The organism is Microbacterium sp. LTA6 (assembly GCF_045690355.1).
In the GTDB taxonomy this organism is placed as follows: Bacteria; Actinomycetota; Actinomycetes; order Actinomycetales; family Microbacteriaceae; genus Microbacterium.
On record NZ_CP147855.1, the window covers coordinates 3,363,045 to 3,378,998 of the forward strand.

Sequence of the window (15,954 nt, forward strand, 5' to 3'; positions counted from 1 at the left end):
GCGCGGAGCCCTACGCGGGCGCTGCAGCCCGCGTTGCTGCGTGTGACTCGCGGTGCAGCTGCCATTCCCGCAGCGTGAGAGCGACGATGAAGAGATCGAACAGGGTCAGCACGACCATCGCCCACGTGAAGTGCACCAGGATCTCGTACACCTGATAGATGATGAAGACCACGAGAGCGACGATCATCCACGGGTACGCCCAGAGTTGCTGCTTCAGGAGTGCCCACACCAGCACCACCTTGATCACGCCATGGAGGATCAGATACACCGCGGCGAAGATCGTGGCGTCTGTCCCGAGGTTGTCGGCAAGGTGGTCGAACCACATTGCGATCGGCGAGTGATCATGTCCGACGAGCAGGTGGGCGGTCAGCCATCCGAGCGACTGCCGGATCATTTCCGGGTTCACGAAGAACAACGCGAAACCGCCGACGAGTTCGGCGATTCCGACGATCCCCTTGAGTGTGATGCTGACATCGAAGACTCGATCGAGCAGCGTGTGGTCCGGTGACTCGGGCATGCGGTGATCGTATCGAAGGGTGATCTTGCACGCGCTCGATCGACATGGGGAGCGAAGCTAGGGTGCATTCATGACCACCGCCGCAATGCATCATTCGATCAACTACGTCGAGATCACCGTCACCGACCTCGACGCCGCCAAGTCTTTCTACGCCCGCGCCTTCGGGTGGGAGTTCGTCGACTACGGCCCCGGGTACGCAGGCATCGCCTCGCGGGCGGGCGGAGACGAAGTCGGTGGTCTTCTGGTCAGTGAAGTAGCGCGCCCGGTCGGAGGTCCCTTCGTGCTGCTCTACTCCGACGACCTCGACGGCTCGGCCCGCGCCATCGCAGAGTCCGGGGGCACGATCACACAGGGGCCGTACGCGTTCCCGGGCGGACGACGCCTGCATTTCACGGACCCGAGCGGAAACGAACTCGGCGTGTGGGCGAGCGACTGACACGACGGCACACGAAAACGGAGCCCCGCGATTTGCGGGGCTCCGTTTCGTTCAGGCAGTGATCAACCGGCGCAGAGTTCGCCGACTGCAGCGGCCGATTTCTGGATCTCTGTCGCGACGGCGCCGAGCTCGGCGACCGCGGCCGTGTCCTGGTCGATGAGTACCTTCGAGAGGATGTCCGTCATGGACGAGAAGTCCTCGTGGAATGCGCTGACGGCGGCCTTGACCTCTGGATTCGAGATCGATTCGGCGGCAGCACCGACGGCCTCGGCGGCCTCGGTGTATGTCGCGATCGTTCCCTGCGGGTCGGCTGCCGCGGCCGCGACGTCCAGATCGTTCAGACCGGAGGTAGCCTTCTGCACCTGAGCGCCCGCCTCTGCACAGGCATCGGTCAACGACTGGTCGCTGCTCTGCTCCTGCGCGGGGGCGGAGTTCCCAGCGTTCGGAGTCGATTCGCCGGAGGACGACGGCGACCCAGAACATGCGGTGAGTCCGAGGACGGCGACGGTGGCGATGGTCAGCGCTGCGATACGACGATTCATTGATTCCCCCATAGTGCGTTTCAGCGTCTGCGCACGTGCACGCAAACGTCGCCCAGTAAACCACACGAAGATGCCGGGACCGTCGTCGAGTCAGCTGTGCGCGGGATGTGTCGCAGGTCAGCGAAGTCGTCGGCCGAGAATCTCCAGCGCGGGGGAGGCGCCGATGTGCACGCCCGATTCAATCGTGTCCCACCCGAGCCGCGCATAGAGCCGTCGTGCCGGGAGCGCTTCGGCGTAGCATCCCAGGATCGCCGTCTCGTAGGGCAGGTTCTCGAGTACCGCATCCATCAGCTGCTCAGCGGCACCCTCGCGCCGAAAATCGGGGGAGACCGCGAGCTCCGCGATCGAGAAGCAGGCCTCACCGAGCCATTCCTCCTGCTGCTCGTGACTGAGCACCTCCGTCAGGCGGTCCCGCCACCAGTCGCCTTCGGCCGCCCCTGTGCCGAGCACCAACCCGATCACGTCGTCACCATGGGTAGCGATCAGAAATCGGAAGTCTGCGTGCGACAGGGCGTAGCGCTGCACGCGTTCGATGAACGAAGAGCGACTCGTTTCCGGATCCTCGCCGTACGGGGGCTCGGCGAAGACCGAGGCGTAGAGTTCGGCGCTCCTCTCGAGCTGCGTGTCCGTGGCATCCCACGCCGTGATTCGGATTTTGCTCACACGACCAGCATCTCAGGTGCGCGGGGGCTTCCGCCGGAACCATCGCCCACGGAAATCGTGACCGGCGTGCAGGTGCGGGGCTACAGTGGGCGCCATGCGAGCGCACGCGAGAGGTACCTGGAGCATCTGATGAATCCGGCTCCCTGGGTGCTGCACGTCGACATGGATCAGTTCATCGCCGCCGTCGAGGTGCTGCGCCACCCGGAACTCTCCGGCAAGCCCGTCATCGTCGGTGGCAACGGCGATCCGACGGAACGGGCCGTCGTTTCCACCGCCTCGTACGAAGCTCGTGCCTACGGGATCGGCTCGGGGATGCCGTTGAAGATCGCTGCCCGCAAGGCTCCGGATGACGCCGTGTTCCTCCCTGTCGATCACGAGGCTTATGAGGCGGCATCCGACGCAGTGATGATGACACTGCGCGCTCGACCAGGAGTCGTGCTGGAGGTCATCGGCTGGGACGAGTGCTTTCTGGGCGTGAGCACCGACAACCCTGAGACCGTCGCGCGCGACGCCCAGGTCGCTGTCCTCGAGGCGACGCGTCTGCACTGTTCCGTGGGCATCGGCGACAACAAGATTCGCGCCAAGATCGCGACCGAGTTCGGCAAGCCGGGCGGGGTCTTCCGTCTGACGGAGAAGAACTGGTTCGAAGTGATGGGGGAGCGACCGACCCGCGACCTCTGGGGCGTCGGCTCCAGGGTGCAGAAGCGGCTCGCAGATCTAGGCATCCGTACCGTCCGCGAGCTCGCCGACGCTGAGCGGGACGATCTGGTCGCCGAATTCGGACCGAAGATGGGCGTCTGGTATCACGGACTCGGCTCGGGAGACGGGCCGAGCGTCGTCGACGACACACCATGGGTCGCGCGCAGCCACAGCCGGGAAACGACGTTTCAGGCGAATCTGACAACGGCGCGAGAGATCGAGGAAGCCATCCGCGGGCTGGCGGAAGAGGCATTCGACGATTGCGCGGCAGAGGGACGAGCGGTCATCCGCGTTCATCTCAAGGTGCGCTACGCGCCGTTCGTCACCAAGACGACCGGACGCAAGCTCGCTGAGCCGACGACCAGTCGCGAAACCTTCATCGCTGCGGCACTGGCTCTCGGCGGCGCACTCGACGAGGGACGCGAGGTGCGTCTGCTCGGCGTACGCGCCGAGATGGAGATGCCCGTTGACGGTGACGCTGCCGAGCGAACGCCGGTGCGCGGGAGGATCTGAGCGATGATTTCATCCCGTGGGTGGTGTCCGGTCACCACGGAGTGCCGTGCAGGTCGACCTCGCCCTCAGGCCACTCCTGCAGGGACGAATGGACGGGATAGATCAGGATCGGGGAGTCGCGAGTGGTGATGATCTCATGGGGTTTCTGCCAGGAGACGCAGTGTTCGACGACCTGGATGCGGCGCCACCCGGTCGCTTCGTAGAAGGCGATGACCTCGTCCCGGCAACCGAGATATCCGAAGGAGACAGACGGGTTCGCGCGCATCGCGTCCTGGGCGTGTTCCATGGCTCGCGTGCCCAGCCCCGTCCCGCGCCGGGTGGCGTCCACGAGCACGCCACCGGTTCCGGCCACTGTCACGGTGGCGCTGCCCACGGAGATGGTGCGGATCTGGTGGCCGACGTGGGCCACCAACTCCGCGCCGTCGAAGACCATCGTGTGCACGTCGGCCGGCGCGTAGCCGTACGGTGCATCGGGTTCCCAGGGCCCGAACGCCGCGGCATACTCGCGGTCGAAAAGTGACCGTAACTCGGCCGTATCGCCTGCCGAAAGCGAGTCGTGCGGGACGTTCCTGACGTGTTCAACCACGAGACGAGAGTCTACGAGCCCCGCTCGGCAGCGGACGACGATGACGGGCGCGGAGTCAAGACCTCCAACCGATTGCCGAATCCGTCGCGGGCATGGAACCGGATGTATCCCTCAAACGTTTCACGATCGGCCCAGGACAGGTCGAAGCCGCGTGCCTCGATCCGTTGCGCCATCGCTTCGAGCGCCGCGACGCTCTCGACCACGAGCGCAGGGTGCGCCTTCTTCGCCGGCACGAACGGGTCGTCGACGCCGACATGAATCTCGGCGTTCACGCCTCCTTCATCAACGCTGCGAAACCAGCATCCTCCCCGTCCCGCGAGCGATGGCGGCTTGTCGACCTCGGTCAACCCGACAGCATCCCGATAGAAGCGACGTGTCGTCTCCTCGCCGCCGGGAGGCATGGACACCTGTACGTGATGTAGTCTCACTTGATCTCCAAATTTATCTTGACGTCGAGATAAATCTAGCACCGGCCCCGTTGATCCTTCGGGATCGCCGATCGCCGCGCTGACACTTCTCATACCGCTGCTGAGACAATGCGCGTATGTCGCAGGCACCCGATCCGAACACCCTCGAGACCGACCGACTCATCCTCCGACCCCAGCGAGTGGGGGATGCGGCCGTCTTTCATCAGTTGTGGACCGAGAGGGATGCACGCGTGCCGGTGCACCGACAGATCGGCCCGGACGGGCGGCCAACGGAGGCGGATATCGTGTCGCATATCCGCGCACAGCAGGGCGACTCGGGTCTGGGCCTTCTCACTGTGGAGCGTATGGGCGCGGCCGTCATCGGATACTGCGGGTTGGTCTTCAATGGCAACGGGGAGGCCGACGAACCCGAATTGGCGTTCGAGTTGTTGCGCAGCTTTCACAATCACGGGTACGCGACCGAGGCGGCGTGGGCCGTGATCTCGCGGGCGGCGGACTTCGGCTATCCGCGGCTATGGGCGACGGTATGGGACTGGAATGTCTCGTCGCGGCGGGTGCTCGAGAAGCTCGGGTTCCGCGACACCGGACGCGTGAATGCCGATTCCAGGCACGGTCGCAGTCTGCTGACCGTACGGGACAGCTGACGCCATGATGTCTGAGATGTCGATCGGGCGCCGTCTCGTTCGACGTAGTAGTGAGGGCGACATGACGTCGTCCCGGAATGAAAGGATCCGACCATGTCGCAGTACTTCCTGACCGTGCCTCACGACACGGCGACAGAGCCGACCATGGCCTCGATGCAGGAGTTCGCCCCGGCAGAACTCGCAGCCGTCATGGCAGCCGTCGATGCATTCAACACCGAACTGAAGAATGCCGGCGCCCTTCTCTTCGCCGGCGGCCTCAACCCGCCGTCGACCGCGAAGACGGTCGACGTCTCATCAGGGGAGACCCGAGTGCTCGACGAGCCGTTCGTCGTGGCAGATTCTTACGTCGGGGGCTTCTGGGTGATCGAAGCGGCCGACGACGATGCCGCCATCGAGTGGACGATCAAGGCCGCAACCGCTCTGCAGGGCCGCATCGAGGTTCGCGCGCTGCAGGAGGCACCCACGGAGTAGCCCCCGAAACGAGGCGGCGTGCGATGCGCCGGTCCCATGCGTGTCAGGTGCGGGGAGGGAATACTGGGGTGATGACGGCCTTCCCGCGAATCGTTGTTCCCCGCATCACCGGGACCAGCGTTCTCCTCCGCCCGTTTGAGGAGATGGATGTCGAGGCCGTGTTCGATGCGTCGGCGGACCCGGCGATCACAGCTGTCACCACGGTTCCCAATGCCGTCGATCATGGTCTCGCCGCGGAATGGATCGCCAGGCAGCATGAACGCGCGAGCACCGGTCTCGGCTACTCATTCGCGATCCAGTCCGATCACGAATGCGTGGGGCAGATCGGGCTCTGGCTGCGGGATCTGCATCAGGGACGCGCAACGATCGGCTACTGGATCCGCCCAAGCCGTCGCCGTCGCGGGCACGCCTTCAGCGCGCTGCAGACCCTTTCGGAGTGGGCGTGGAGCATCCCTGAGCTTCATCGGCTGCAACTTCACGTTGAGCCGGCGAACGAGGCGTCATGTCGGACGGCTGAGCGCGCCGGATTTGAACGCGAAGGGTTTCTCCGCTCCTGGCAGGTCATCGACAAAGAACGCCGCGACATGCTCGTGTACGGCCTCATCAGACCGCAGTAGCGGAAGTCATCGCGACTGGTCGATTGGGTGCCCGAGCTGGATTCATTCCACTAGCAGCGGTCTCCTCTCCAACGCATTCACGGACAGGCCACGACCACCCGGTAAGGTGCGCGCGTGACCATCGATCGTTGGCAAGCTCTCGGATTCGGCGCAGGAGTGCATCTCCTTCGCTTCGGGGTGATCGCGGGAGCACTCGCGCTCGCACCACTGCTGGGAATCTCAGGTTGGTACCTCGGGCTCGCCGCAAACGTCGCTTGCGTTCTCCTTGCCGTCGTGCTCGTGACCGCACGCGGCCAGTGGCGCCGGTCTGGTCTGTTTTCGCTGTGGCGGGGGAGAACCGCTGCCCTGTTCCTCATACCTTTCGTTGCCGAGTTGCTGCTGTGGGCGGTGCCAAGTGGTCTCGTCGAGCGTCCGCCCGGGTTCGGGCTCTGGGCACTCACTCTGCTCCTCGTCGGCGTGAACGAAGAACTCATCAGCCGCGTCGTCGTGCTGGAGCGTATGCGGAGCTCTTTCGGTCCCTTCGGCGCCGTCGCGCTCACCGGCGCCCTGTTCGGCCTGCAGCACCTCTCCGCGTTCGCCACCTCCGCACGCACGGTCGAGGATGTGCTCCTCAATGTTCTTGTCTCCGCGTGCTATGGCATCGGATTGGCCGCATTCCAGTACCGCTTCCGCTGGGTGCTTCCGCTGGTACTCCTGCACGCTGCCGTCGACTTCACGACGATCCTCTCCGCGAATCCGCTGCCAGACCCCGCCGTCGCCGTCACTTGTCTCGCGTTCCTAGCGACCGCGGCGGTGATCCTGCGCCCGCTCGTCACCGACCGCGGTTCTTTCCGTCGTCGCCCCGCCGAATCCCGAACTGGGTCTTCCTGACTGCTTCTACGAGGTCGGTGACAACGCCTGTGAAGTCGAGCCCCGCAGCAACCTGTGGAATGCAATCGGATCTTTACTCCGGAAGCTCCGTGGGGGGTGCCAGCCACGCGATCACCCACAGCGATCTGCTCCACGTTCCAGGTCAACGCGCCACTATCGGCTGATGAGCCTCATCAAGTGGCCGACCTGAGCTTCAGTTGTGCCAGGCGGGTTGCGGCGGAAAGCGCTGTTGCCGGGAAGGAGCATCGCCAACCAGAAGGCTGCCCAGAGCGGTCGGTATGCACGCATCCGCACTCGCTCTTCTTCTGACAAGCCGACAGCGGCGGTCAGCGCTTCGGCATCGAACACGCCATCGAGGCGAGCGGCAATGTGCTCGACGTGATCGGCCAGGTCGTATGCCGGATCTGTGAGGCCACCGTCTTCGAAATCAACAAGGCGGCATGTACGACCATCCCAGAGGATATTCGCGGGGTTCAGATCCGCGATCCCGAGTGCCACGAGCCGCGGGTCTGGGAGTACATCGGGTCGAGCCAGCCATTCACGCGCGGCTTCGATTCCGTCCGCCACCTGTAACGAATCCTGGCAGGGGGAGAGGTCGTAGGTGCTGCTCAGCCAGCCCGTAAGGGCGTGAGGAAGCGACGACGGGCCGTAGCGGCGCTCTGTGATCCCCGCGGCCGCGATGTGCTCGACGGGAATGCTGTACAGGCGCTGCAACGCCCGCCCCAGAGACACTGTCTGCTCTGATGTCAGCGGCGTGTGGCCGAGGGGCTCTCCAGCCAGCCGTTCCATGATCACAACCGGATGCCCTTCGACGGTCTCTCGTCTCAGTGGTCGGGGAGTGATCCCGGGCGCGTGCTCCCAAATGAGGCGGAGACAGCTCCATTCACGATCAGCTTCTCCGTCGGCCCAATGCAGAAATCTCTTCCGGACCTCTGTGTCGCTGAAGCGCAGATCGTGAGTCCGAGACGGCATGCCACACAGCCTATGGGGCTTGTAGGCGACTCTTTCAAAGAAGCGCCTGGCCAACCGAGATAGTGTCGCGGTATGGAACTGGAAGAGATCTGGCCCCTGTTCGGGCTCGAGATCGCCACGCCGCGACTCGTGTTGCGACCCGTCCGAGACGACGACCTGCCGGAACTGGTGCAGGCCGCGCTCGACGGTGTGCATGATCCCGAACGCACGCCTTTCAGCATCCCGTGGACCGATGCTGCTCCCAGCGAACTTCCGGGTAATCTCGCGTCTTTTCAGTGGAGCCTGCGCAACCGGGTCCATGCGCACAATTGGGCGATTGCGTTCGCTGTCCACTACGAAGGTCGCGTGGTGGGATCGCAGGACCTTTCCGCATACGACTTTGCGAATCGACGCACTGTGAACACCGGGTCGTGGCTCACCAAGTCGGTCCATGGCCACGGCCTCGGGACCGAGATGCGCGCGGCGCTGTTGCTGTTCGCCTTTGACACGCTCGGTGCGGAGTGGGCCGAATCAGGCGCCGCGAGTTGGAACGAAGCGTCCCTCAAAGTCTCGAAGAAGCTCGGCTACGAGCTGAACGGCGTGACACGCGTCGCTCCGCGCCCGGGGGAGTCGGTCGACGAGCAACGAGTGCGCCTGGAGAAGAAGTCTTTCGTCCGGCCCGATTGGTCGATTTCCATTCGCGGCGCAGCGCCGGCCCTTGCCCAGTTGGGAATCGACGGATAGTCAGTCCTGCCCACTTGCATCGCTATCTGATCAGTCGAACGCGAACGGCATCCTGCGTGCACCTCTGAGCTGCAACGCGAACGGTTCCCGCTCCGAAGGGGGAGTGGCACCTCGGCTCCCGGTCGGGACCCGGCGGAATGGACGGTTCATCAGTTCGGCGACCACAAAGCTACGCTGCATCAGCGGAGATCGCTATGGTTGCTTGCATGGCGATCGTTTCGGTGTATCTCGACGGCTCTGGAGTGAGCCCTCGGCGCGCGCATCGCTGATCCCAGACACACGGCACACCCCAGAGCCCCAAGGTGAAGACCATCCGGTCTTCACCTTTCTTGCGTTCCACGCGAGCGGGGTCTGCTGGGAGTTCTCGCTCACAGATCGAGGGAGAATTCCAAGACCACACCTGACCAAGTGCTCGACCGACTGAGCCGCACGACTGAGCAGATCTTCGGCCGTGAAGACCTGCTGGAACGGCTCTCCCTCGGGAGGCCGCTCCGGATCGAGTTCGGCGTCGATTGCACTGCGCCCGACCTGCATCTCGGCCACGCAGTGAATCTCTGGATGATGCGGTATCTGCAGGATCTCGGTCACGTCGTCGTCTTCCTTCTCGGCGACACCACGACCCGAGTCGGCGACCCCACCGGCCGCAGCAGCACCCGCCCCGTGCTCACCACGGACCAGATCGAACGAAATGCTCAGGCATTCCTCGATCAGGTGAGCCTCGTCCTGCGACAGGAGCCGGACGTGCTCGAGATCCGTCGCAACTCGGAGTGGTACGACTCCATGTCGATCAGCGACTTGATCGGCGAGCTGAGCCTTGTCACACACAGTCAGCTGATGGCCCGCGACATGTTCCAGAAGCGGGTCGAGGAGCGTCGTGAGATCGCGATGCACGAGTTGGTCTACCCGGTGCTGCAGGGCTTCGACAGCGTGGCGCTGCAATCGGATCTGACGATCGTCGGCTCCGATCAACTTTTCAACGAGAACATGGGGCGAGAGCTTCAGGTGAAGCACGGCCAGCGGCCACAGACCGTCATCAGGGCGGGACGACAATTCACGAGCTGACATAATGTGCATTATCGGCTACAACCCAATGTGGTGCGGCAGATGCGACGCGGCCCTGAACGCAACCTCAGCGGCCGCCGTAAAGGTGGTCGCGAAGAACGCTCATGGCTTCCGACGCGGTGCTCGCCCCAGGGACAGTTTCTCTGCCGGCGACGACGATCACATCGTCATGATCCGCGTACACAGACCATTCGGCCGAGAACACATCGTTACCGCCGTCGTGCCAGTAAAAACGCCCGAGATCTGGCACGTCTTGAACGACGAGCCCATAGCCATAGAAACTCGTGCCGGAAGCGTCTTCCGCGATGTGAGGATGCAGAAGCTGTTCCACGGATGCTTCGGAAAGAATCTTTCCATTAAGAACGGCCTGGAGGAAACTCAATAAGTTCTCGGCGGTCGTGACCAGCCCACCGTTGCCGATGAGGTGCCACGATGCGTCATGACCTCCCCAGCTGGCGTCGATGACGCCCTTTCCTTCCGTGGATCGAAGCGAGCGTCCGTCGTCATAGGACGACAAGTAACCGATGCTGTCCAGCCCTGCCGGCGCCAGTACCTCGTCGCGTAGGTATTGCTCGTACGAGCGGCCGCTGCGCACTTCGATGATGGCAGCGAGTATCGAGTAACCGACGTTCGAATAGGCGTATTGCGTACCAGGAGTCTCGACGAGTGGAGATGCGAATGCTCGCTGGAGAAATTCGTCCCTGTTGATCTCCTCGGCGTCATCGCCGACGGATTCGGTGAAGCCACCGGCATGAGTAAGAAGCTGCTCGACCGTGATCGTCGCCTTGTCAGTGGGCACCTCGCGAAAGATGTCCGAAAGCGTCTCGTCGAAGCGCACTCCGGACTGTTCGACAAGTTTCGAGACCGCCACCGCCGTCACCGTCTTTGTGATCGACCCGATGTCGACGAGAGACTTCTCGGGAGCCACGGCGTCATCTCGAAGCGCACCGAACTCTCGCACGACCGCGGGCGCTCCGTCGTGGGAAAAGGCCACGATCACGGGTGCCATCTCACGCTCGAGGACGTCGAAAGCCGCGGCGAGCCGGTCGTCCGTCGTCGAGGGCAGCGCCTCGTCAGGCTCGCGCTCGGCGCTACTGCAGCCGGCAATCGATAGCACCAGAACGACGCTGGAGATGGCACAGAGCAGTCGACGCACGTGTCGACGTTAGAAGAGAGCAGGCGGCGCCGCGACCTTTCAAAGGGAACCGAGAACATCCTGTGGGCGGGACCACAGGACCGATCCGGCCGGCTACTCCCCCGCCCGTGCCCACAACGCCATCCACACGGTCCCGGTTACGAGCCGACGTACTCCGCCAGATGCTCCCCCGTCAGCGTCGATCGATCCGCCACGAGCTCTGCCGGAGTCCCCTCGAAGACCACACGCCCGCCGTCGTGACCGGCCCCCGGTCCGATGTCGATGATCCAATCGGCGTGCGCCATGACAGCCTGGTGATGCTCGATGACGATCACGGTCTTGCCGGAGTCGACGAGGTGATCCAGCAAACCGAGGATCTTCTCCACATCGGCCAGGTGCAGACCGGTCGTGGGCTCGTCGAGCACGTATACATCACCCTTCTCCCCCATCTGGATCGCCAGCTTGATGCGCTGACGTTCTCCTCCGGACAGGGTCGAAAGCGGCTGACCGAGCGACAAGTAACCGAGCCCGACGTCCTCGAGCCGACCGAGAATCGCCGCGGCCGCTGGAATCTTCGCCTCCCCTTCCGAGAAGAACCCGCGGGCTTCTGACACCGGCAGATCCAAGACCTCGGTGATGTCACGCCCCGCCAACTTGTACTCGAGCACGCCCGCCTGGAAGCGCTTGCCACCACAGTCCTCACACGGGGTCTCGATGGTGTCCATGAAGCCGAGCTCGGTGATGATGACGCCCGCGCCCTTGCAACTCGGGCATGCGCCCTCCGAGTTCGCGCTGAACAGTGCCGGCTTCACGCCGTTCGCCTTCGCGAAGGCCTTTCGGATCGGCTCGAGCAACCCCGTGTACGTAGCCGGGTTGCTGCGCCGCGAGCCCTTGATCGCGCCCTGGTCGATCGACACGACGCCCTCGCGCTTCGAGACGGAGCCGTGGATGAGCGAGCTCTTCCCTGAGCCCGCCACTCCGGTCACGACCGTCAGCACGCCCAGGGGGATGTCGACATCGACGTCCTGGAGATTGTTCGCCGTGGCGCCGCGCACCTCGATCGCACCGTCGCCGGTGCGGACCTCTGCCTTGATCGCAGCACGATCTTCCAGATGGTTGCCCGTGAGCGTGCCACTGGCCTTGAGTCCGGCGACGTCGCCCTCGAAGCAGATCGTTCCGCCGCGGCTTCCGGCGCCGGGGCCGAGGTCGACGACGTGATCCCCGATCGCGATCGTCTCTGGCTTGTGCTCGACGACCAGCACGGTGTTGCCCTTGTCCCGCAACTTCAGCAGCAGCGAGTTCATCCGCTGGATGTCATGCGGGTGCAGCCCGATCGTCGGCTCGTCGAAGACGTAAGTGATGTCGGTCAGCGACGAACCCAGATGACGCAGCATCTTGATGCGCTGCGCCTCTCCCCCGGACAGAGTGCCTGACGGCCGGTCGAGACTGAGATATCCGAGTCCGAGAGTCACGAATGCGTCGAGGTTCGCGCTCAACGCCTGCAGCAGAGGCGCCGCCTCGGGAAGCTTCAGCCCACGCACCCACACGGCGAGATCGGTCACCTGCATCCGGCAGGCATCCGCGATGCTCACCCCGTCGATCTTCGACGATCGCGCTCCTTCAGTGAGCCGAGTCCCCTCGCATTCAGGGCAGACGGCGAACGTCGCGACGCGCTGCACGAAGGCGCGGATGTGGGGCTGCAACGCGTCGATGTCCTTCGAGAGCATCGATTTCGTGATCTTCGGGATCAGGCCCTCATAGGTCATGTTGATCCCGGAGATCTTGACCTTGGTGACCTCGCCGTAGAGGAACAGATGGCGCTGCTTCTCGGTGAAATCGGCGATCGGCTTGTCGGCGGGATAGAAGCCGGAGGCCGAGAACCCCTTCACCATCCAGCCGTCCGCTGTGTATCCGGGGACCATGATGGCACCGTCGTCCAGCGACTTCGATTCGTCGACGATCTGTGCCAGATCAAGATCGGAGACCGCTCCCCTGCCCTCGCATCGCGGGCACATGCCGCCGAGATAGATGGCGTCCTTGACGATCTTCTTCTCGCCGCCGGGCCCCGTCATCACACCGCTCGCTCTTTGCGTGGGGATGTTGAAGGAGAACGCCGTCGGTCCACCGATATACGGATGCCCGAGCTTGCTGAACAGGATGCGCAGCATCGCGTTCGCGTCGGTCACCGTGCCGACCGTCGAACGCGGGTTCGCGCCGAGACGCTCCTGATCGACGATGATCGCGGTCGTCAGCCCCTCCAGCACATCGACATCCGGACGCGGCACCGACGGCATGAACCCCTGGACGAAGGCGCTGTACGTCTCGTCGATCATCCGTCGCGACTCCGCGGCGATGGTGTCGAAGACGAGTGAGCTCTTCCCCGACCCTGATACCCCGGTGAACACGGTGAGCCGCCGCTTCGGGATATCGACGCTGATGTCCTTCAAGTTGTTCTCGCGCGCGCCCTGCACACGGATCAGGTCATGGGTATCGGCTGCATGGGCGGCAGAGCTCATCAGTGTCCTTCTGGTTCGAGAGTGAGAGGGGAAGGTCAGGCGGTCTGATTGATGCGGAGCAGGTTTCCCGCAGGATCGCGGAATGCGCAGTCACGGACACCATAAGGCTGTTCCATCGGCTCCTGAACGACGTCGGCGCCCTTCTCGACGAGGCGTTCGAACAGGGCATCCAGATCGTCACTTGCCAGCGTCAGCGCCGAGTAGCTCCCCTTGGCGATGAGCTCGAGAATCGTCTGACGCTCAGCGTCGGTGATTCCAGGGTCCGTTGCCGGTGGGTGCAGGACGATCGATGTGTCGGGCTGCCCCTCGGGGCCGACGGTCAGCCAGCGCAGGCCGTCGTAACCGACGTCGTTGCGCACCTCGAACCCGAGGGCGTCGCGATAGAAAGCGAGCGCGGCCTCGGCATCGGTGTGCGGGAGGAATGCGTAATGGATGCTGATATTCATGGTGTTCACACTATGTTCGCGTCGGTGCGGGGCGCTTCTTGATTCCTGATCGGTCGGATGACCTGCTTCGCCTGGAACGTCGGGATCCCGTCCACGTTGGCGGCGCGTTCACGGTACACGCTGGGTGAGACACCGACCAGTTCGGTGAATCGGGTGCTGAAGGTGCCGAGCGATGAGCATCCGACCTCGAAGCACACGTCGGTGACGCTCAGATCGCCGCGTCGCAGCAACGCCATGGCCCGCTCGATACGTCTGGTCATGAGATAGGAGTATGGCGACTCGCCGTAGGCCTCACGGAACTTCCGACTCAGATGCCCCGCCGACATATGCACGCCCCGCGCCAGAGCCTCCACGTCGAGCGGACGCGCGTAGTCCCGATCGATTCGATCACGCACCTTCCGCATGACCGCGAGTTCACGGAGTCGGGCATCGTCGACAGGTGTCACGAATCGATCCTGGCACGCACAGGCGCCTCCGCCTATGACGTCTTGCAACGCCCTGAGACGACCACTCCCCTGTTCTTGGCCCTTTCGGCGCTACGCTGAGGCCAACCTCACAGGATGTTCTCAGAAAGGGCCCAAAATGTCCGAATCATTCACGGAAGCGCGGTCGGCTCTCAAGTCGATCCGCATCACGCTCGCGATCTCCGGCGCACTTGCACTGATCGCCGGCCTCGTGCTCCTGATCTGGCCGGTGAAGTCGGCGGTCATCATCACCGGGATCTTCGCCTCGTACCTGATCATCGCCGGACTCGTCTACGTCGGGATCGGCATCTTCTCCGGCAACAAGGGATGGGCTCGTATCGGGCACCTCGTGCTCGGACTGCTGTACATCGTCGCGGGCGTCATCGCCTTCACGAACCTCACCGCGGCCGCAGCGAGCCTGGCGATCATCGTCGTGATCTTCATCGGCATCAGCTGGATCGTGGACGGAGTCGTCTCCCTCACGCTGCTGGGTCAGGACGGCTCCCGCGTCTGGACGCTGCTCTACGCGCTTCTGAGCGTCGTGGCCGGCATCGCCGTCCTCACGCTCGGGTTCGCAGCCGTGCCGCTCTTCTGGCTGCTCCTTGCCGCTTCGCTGATCGCGCTCGGCATCGTGCAGATCGTTCGCGCGATCACCCTCGGCAAGTCGGCGTAACAGCCCCTGCGACGCGAATCGGCCCCGTTCTGCACAACAGCAGACCGGGGCCGATTCCGTTGCCGATCGGCTCGGCGCCGGTCGGTGGCGTTCAGTTCACTCAGCCGCGAACGCGCTCACATCGCCGACGAGGCGCGTGTTGTCGGCCGGCACAGGATCAACGGCCGCCTGCGCGACCTCAGCCGCGAACTCGGAGACGTTGTAGAGCTTGCCGGCCGATTCGCGCCGCTCGGCGATGGCGCCAGGATTGGCGCGCTCGAGAAGCGTGGCCGTGATCGTGCCTTCGATCATGTCGCCGGAGACGACCGTGAAGCCGACGCCCTTCTCGGCGAGGCCAGGGATGAGCTCGCGCAGTGCGTCTTCTCCGGCACGCTTGGAGAGGGCGACCGGCTCGTATTCCGGCATGGTCGGCGTCGTCCGGATGAAATGAGCCTGGTGGCTGGTCACGAAGACCACACGGGCCCCATCACCCAGAAGCGGGAGCGCGGCGTTCAGCACGTTGAGCTGAGCATCGCGATTGAGCGTCAGCGCGTAGTCCTCGGCCATGCCGGATTCCATGCCCCCGGATGCGTTGAGCACGAGGATGTCGAGACTCCCGAACTCCTCGCGTACCGCGTCGAACATGTCGGAGACGGATGCGGGATCGGTGAGGTCGGCGGCCACGGTGAGGACGCGCCGCCCGAGAGCGCGCAGTTCGACGGCGAGCTTCTCAGCGCGCGGCGCCTTGTTGCGGAAGTTGATGACGACATCGGCGCCCGCTTGCGCGAGATACCGGATGGTGTCGGCGCCGATCCCCCGGGATGATCCGGTGACAAGGGCGACCTTGCCGTCGAGGGAACCTGCGGGGAGAAGCTCGGTCACGGTGACTCCTTGTGATGCGTGAGACGCCGCGATCACGCGGCATCCTCACACTATCAATCCCCACTCCCGACACCCGATCCGAGCCAGGGCGCGTGATAGGTTGACCGCAAAGGAGA

General features: G+C 64.1%; 20 protein-coding genes. 9 read left to right on the forward strand and 11 right to left on the reverse strand.

Annotated elements, in window-relative coordinates:
- Nucleotides 1-10 precede the first annotated feature (10 nt).
- Nucleotides 11-517 (reverse strand): DUF2127 domain-containing protein, encoded by a 507-nt coding sequence (locus tag LTA6_RS15965; protein WP_407358234.1) that lies wholly within the window; start codon nt 515-517, stop codon nt 11-13.
- 70 nt (nt 518-587) lie between these two features.
- On the opposite strand from LTA6_RS15965, the gene LTA6_RS15970 reads away from it, so the two are divergent.
- Nucleotides 588-953 (forward strand): VOC family protein, encoded by a 366-nt coding sequence (locus LTA6_RS15970; RefSeq protein ID WP_407358235.1) that lies wholly within the window; start codon nt 588-590, stop codon nt 951-953.
- Between the two features lie 62 nt (nt 954-1,015).
- Here LTA6_RS15970 and LTA6_RS15975 read toward each other — a convergent pair whose 3' ends face one another.
- Together LTA6_RS15975 and LTA6_RS15980 are read right to left on the reverse strand one after the other, a co-directional pair.
- Nucleotides 1,016-1,495: a hypothetical protein gene (locus LTA6_RS15975; RefSeq protein WP_407358236.1), complete on the reverse strand. Its 480-nt coding sequence runs from the start codon at nt 1,493-1,495 to the stop codon at nt 1,016-1,018.
- Between the two features lie 117 nt (nt 1,496-1,612).
- Entirely contained in the window at nt 1,613-2,158 is a 546-nt protein-coding gene (locus LTA6_RS15980) for a GNAT family N-acetyltransferase (protein ID WP_407358237.1), read from the reverse strand.
- A gap of 129 nt (nt 2,159-2,287) precedes the next feature.
- On the opposite strand from LTA6_RS15980, the gene LTA6_RS15985 reads away from it, so the two are divergent.
- Nucleotides 2,288-3,370 (forward strand): DNA polymerase IV, encoded by a 1,083-nt coding sequence (locus tag LTA6_RS15985; RefSeq protein ID WP_407358238.1) that lies wholly within the window; start codon nt 2,288-2,290, stop codon nt 3,368-3,370.
- 31 nt (nt 3,371-3,401) lie between these two features.
- Here the strand turns inward: LTA6_RS15985 and LTA6_RS15990 are convergent, their stop codons facing one another.
- The gene (locus tag LTA6_RS15990) at nt 3,402-3,956 is read right to left on the reverse strand and encodes a GNAT family N-acetyltransferase (RefSeq protein ID WP_407358239.1); all 555 of its coding nucleotides are present in this window, start codon (nt 3,954-3,956) and stop codon (nt 3,402-3,404) included.
- 11 nt (nt 3,957-3,967) lie between these two features.
- Nucleotides 3,968-4,303, reverse strand: coding sequence for a glyoxalase (locus LTA6_RS15995; RefSeq protein WP_407358240.1), 336 nt, complete (start codon nt 4,301-4,303; stop codon nt 3,968-3,970).
- 197 nt (nt 4,304-4,500) lie between these two features.
- Between LTA6_RS15995 and LTA6_RS16000 the strand changes: the two genes are divergently transcribed.
- From LTA6_RS16000 to LTA6_RS16015, 4 genes are all read left to right on the forward strand, one after another.
- The gene (locus LTA6_RS16000; RefSeq protein WP_407358241.1) at nt 4,501-5,028 is read left to right on the forward strand and encodes a GNAT family N-acetyltransferase; all 528 of its coding nucleotides are present in this window, start codon (nt 4,501-4,503) and stop codon (nt 5,026-5,028) included.
- Between the two features lie 93 nt (nt 5,029-5,121).
- Nucleotides 5,122-5,499: a YciI family protein gene (locus LTA6_RS16005; RefSeq protein WP_363546686.1), complete on the forward strand. Its 378-nt coding sequence runs from the start codon at nt 5,122-5,124 to the stop codon at nt 5,497-5,499.
- A gap of 71 nt (nt 5,500-5,570) precedes the next feature.
- A complete protein-coding gene (locus tag LTA6_RS16010; RefSeq protein ID WP_407358242.1) occupies nt 5,571-6,116 on the forward strand; it encodes a GNAT family N-acetyltransferase in 546 nt (181 codons plus the stop codon).
- 114 nt (nt 6,117-6,230) lie between these two features.
- Nucleotides 6,231-6,986 (forward strand): CPBP family intramembrane glutamic endopeptidase, encoded by a 756-nt coding sequence (locus LTA6_RS16015; RefSeq protein ID WP_407358243.1) that lies wholly within the window; start codon nt 6,231-6,233, stop codon nt 6,984-6,986.
- Nucleotides 6,987-7,139: 153 nt separating this feature from the next.
- Here the strand turns inward: LTA6_RS16015 and LTA6_RS16020 are convergent, their stop codons facing one another.
- Entirely contained in the window at nt 7,140-7,958 is an 819-nt protein-coding gene (locus tag LTA6_RS16020) for a phosphotransferase (protein ID WP_341978426.1), read from the reverse strand.
- Between the two features lie 72 nt (nt 7,959-8,030).
- Between LTA6_RS16020 and LTA6_RS16025 the strand changes: the two genes are divergently transcribed.
- The gene (locus LTA6_RS16025) at nt 8,031-8,681 is read left to right on the forward strand and encodes a GNAT family N-acetyltransferase (RefSeq protein ID WP_407358244.1); all 651 of its coding nucleotides are present in this window, start codon (nt 8,031-8,033) and stop codon (nt 8,679-8,681) included.
- 408 nt (nt 8,682-9,089) lie between these two features.
- Nucleotides 9,090-9,743, forward strand: a complete 654-nt coding sequence (gene tyrS / locus LTA6_RS16030) for a tyrosine--tRNA ligase (RefSeq protein WP_407358245.1) — start codon at nt 9,090-9,092, stop codon at nt 9,741-9,743.
- A 67-nt stretch (nt 9,744-9,810) separates the two neighbouring features.
- On the opposite strand, the gene LTA6_RS16035 is transcribed toward tyrS, so the two are convergent.
- From LTA6_RS16035 to LTA6_RS16050, 4 genes are all read right to left on the reverse strand, one after another.
- Nucleotides 9,811-10,899 (reverse strand): serine hydrolase domain-containing protein, encoded by a 1,089-nt coding sequence (locus LTA6_RS16035; protein ID WP_407358246.1) that lies wholly within the window; start codon nt 10,897-10,899, stop codon nt 9,811-9,813.
- Nucleotides 10,900-11,036: 137 nt separating this feature from the next.
- Nucleotides 11,037-13,394: an ATP-binding cassette domain-containing protein gene (locus LTA6_RS16040; RefSeq protein ID WP_407358247.1), complete on the reverse strand. Its 2,358-nt coding sequence runs from the start codon at nt 13,392-13,394 to the stop codon at nt 11,037-11,039.
- 35 nt (nt 13,395-13,429) lie between these two features.
- The gene (locus LTA6_RS16045) at nt 13,430-13,840 is read right to left on the reverse strand and encodes a VOC family protein (protein ID WP_341974856.1); all 411 of its coding nucleotides are present in this window, start codon (nt 13,838-13,840) and stop codon (nt 13,430-13,432) included.
- A 5-nt stretch (nt 13,841-13,845) separates the two neighbouring features.
- Nucleotides 13,846-14,244: a helix-turn-helix transcriptional regulator gene (locus tag LTA6_RS16050; RefSeq protein ID WP_341978428.1), complete on the reverse strand. Its 399-nt coding sequence runs from the start codon at nt 14,242-14,244 to the stop codon at nt 13,846-13,848.
- 178 nt (nt 14,245-14,422) lie between these two features.
- Here LTA6_RS16050 and LTA6_RS16055 point away from each other — a divergent pair, with 178 nt between their 5' ends.
- Nucleotides 14,423-14,977, forward strand: coding sequence for a DUF308 domain-containing protein (locus LTA6_RS16055; RefSeq protein WP_341974857.1), 555 nt, complete (start codon nt 14,423-14,425; stop codon nt 14,975-14,977).
- A 96-nt stretch (nt 14,978-15,073) separates the two neighbouring features.
- Here LTA6_RS16055 and LTA6_RS16060 read toward each other — a convergent pair whose 3' ends face one another.
- Entirely contained in the window at nt 15,074-15,838 is a 765-nt protein-coding gene (locus LTA6_RS16060; protein WP_407358248.1) for an SDR family oxidoreductase, read from the reverse strand.
- Nucleotides 15,839-15,954 lie beyond the last annotated feature (116 nt).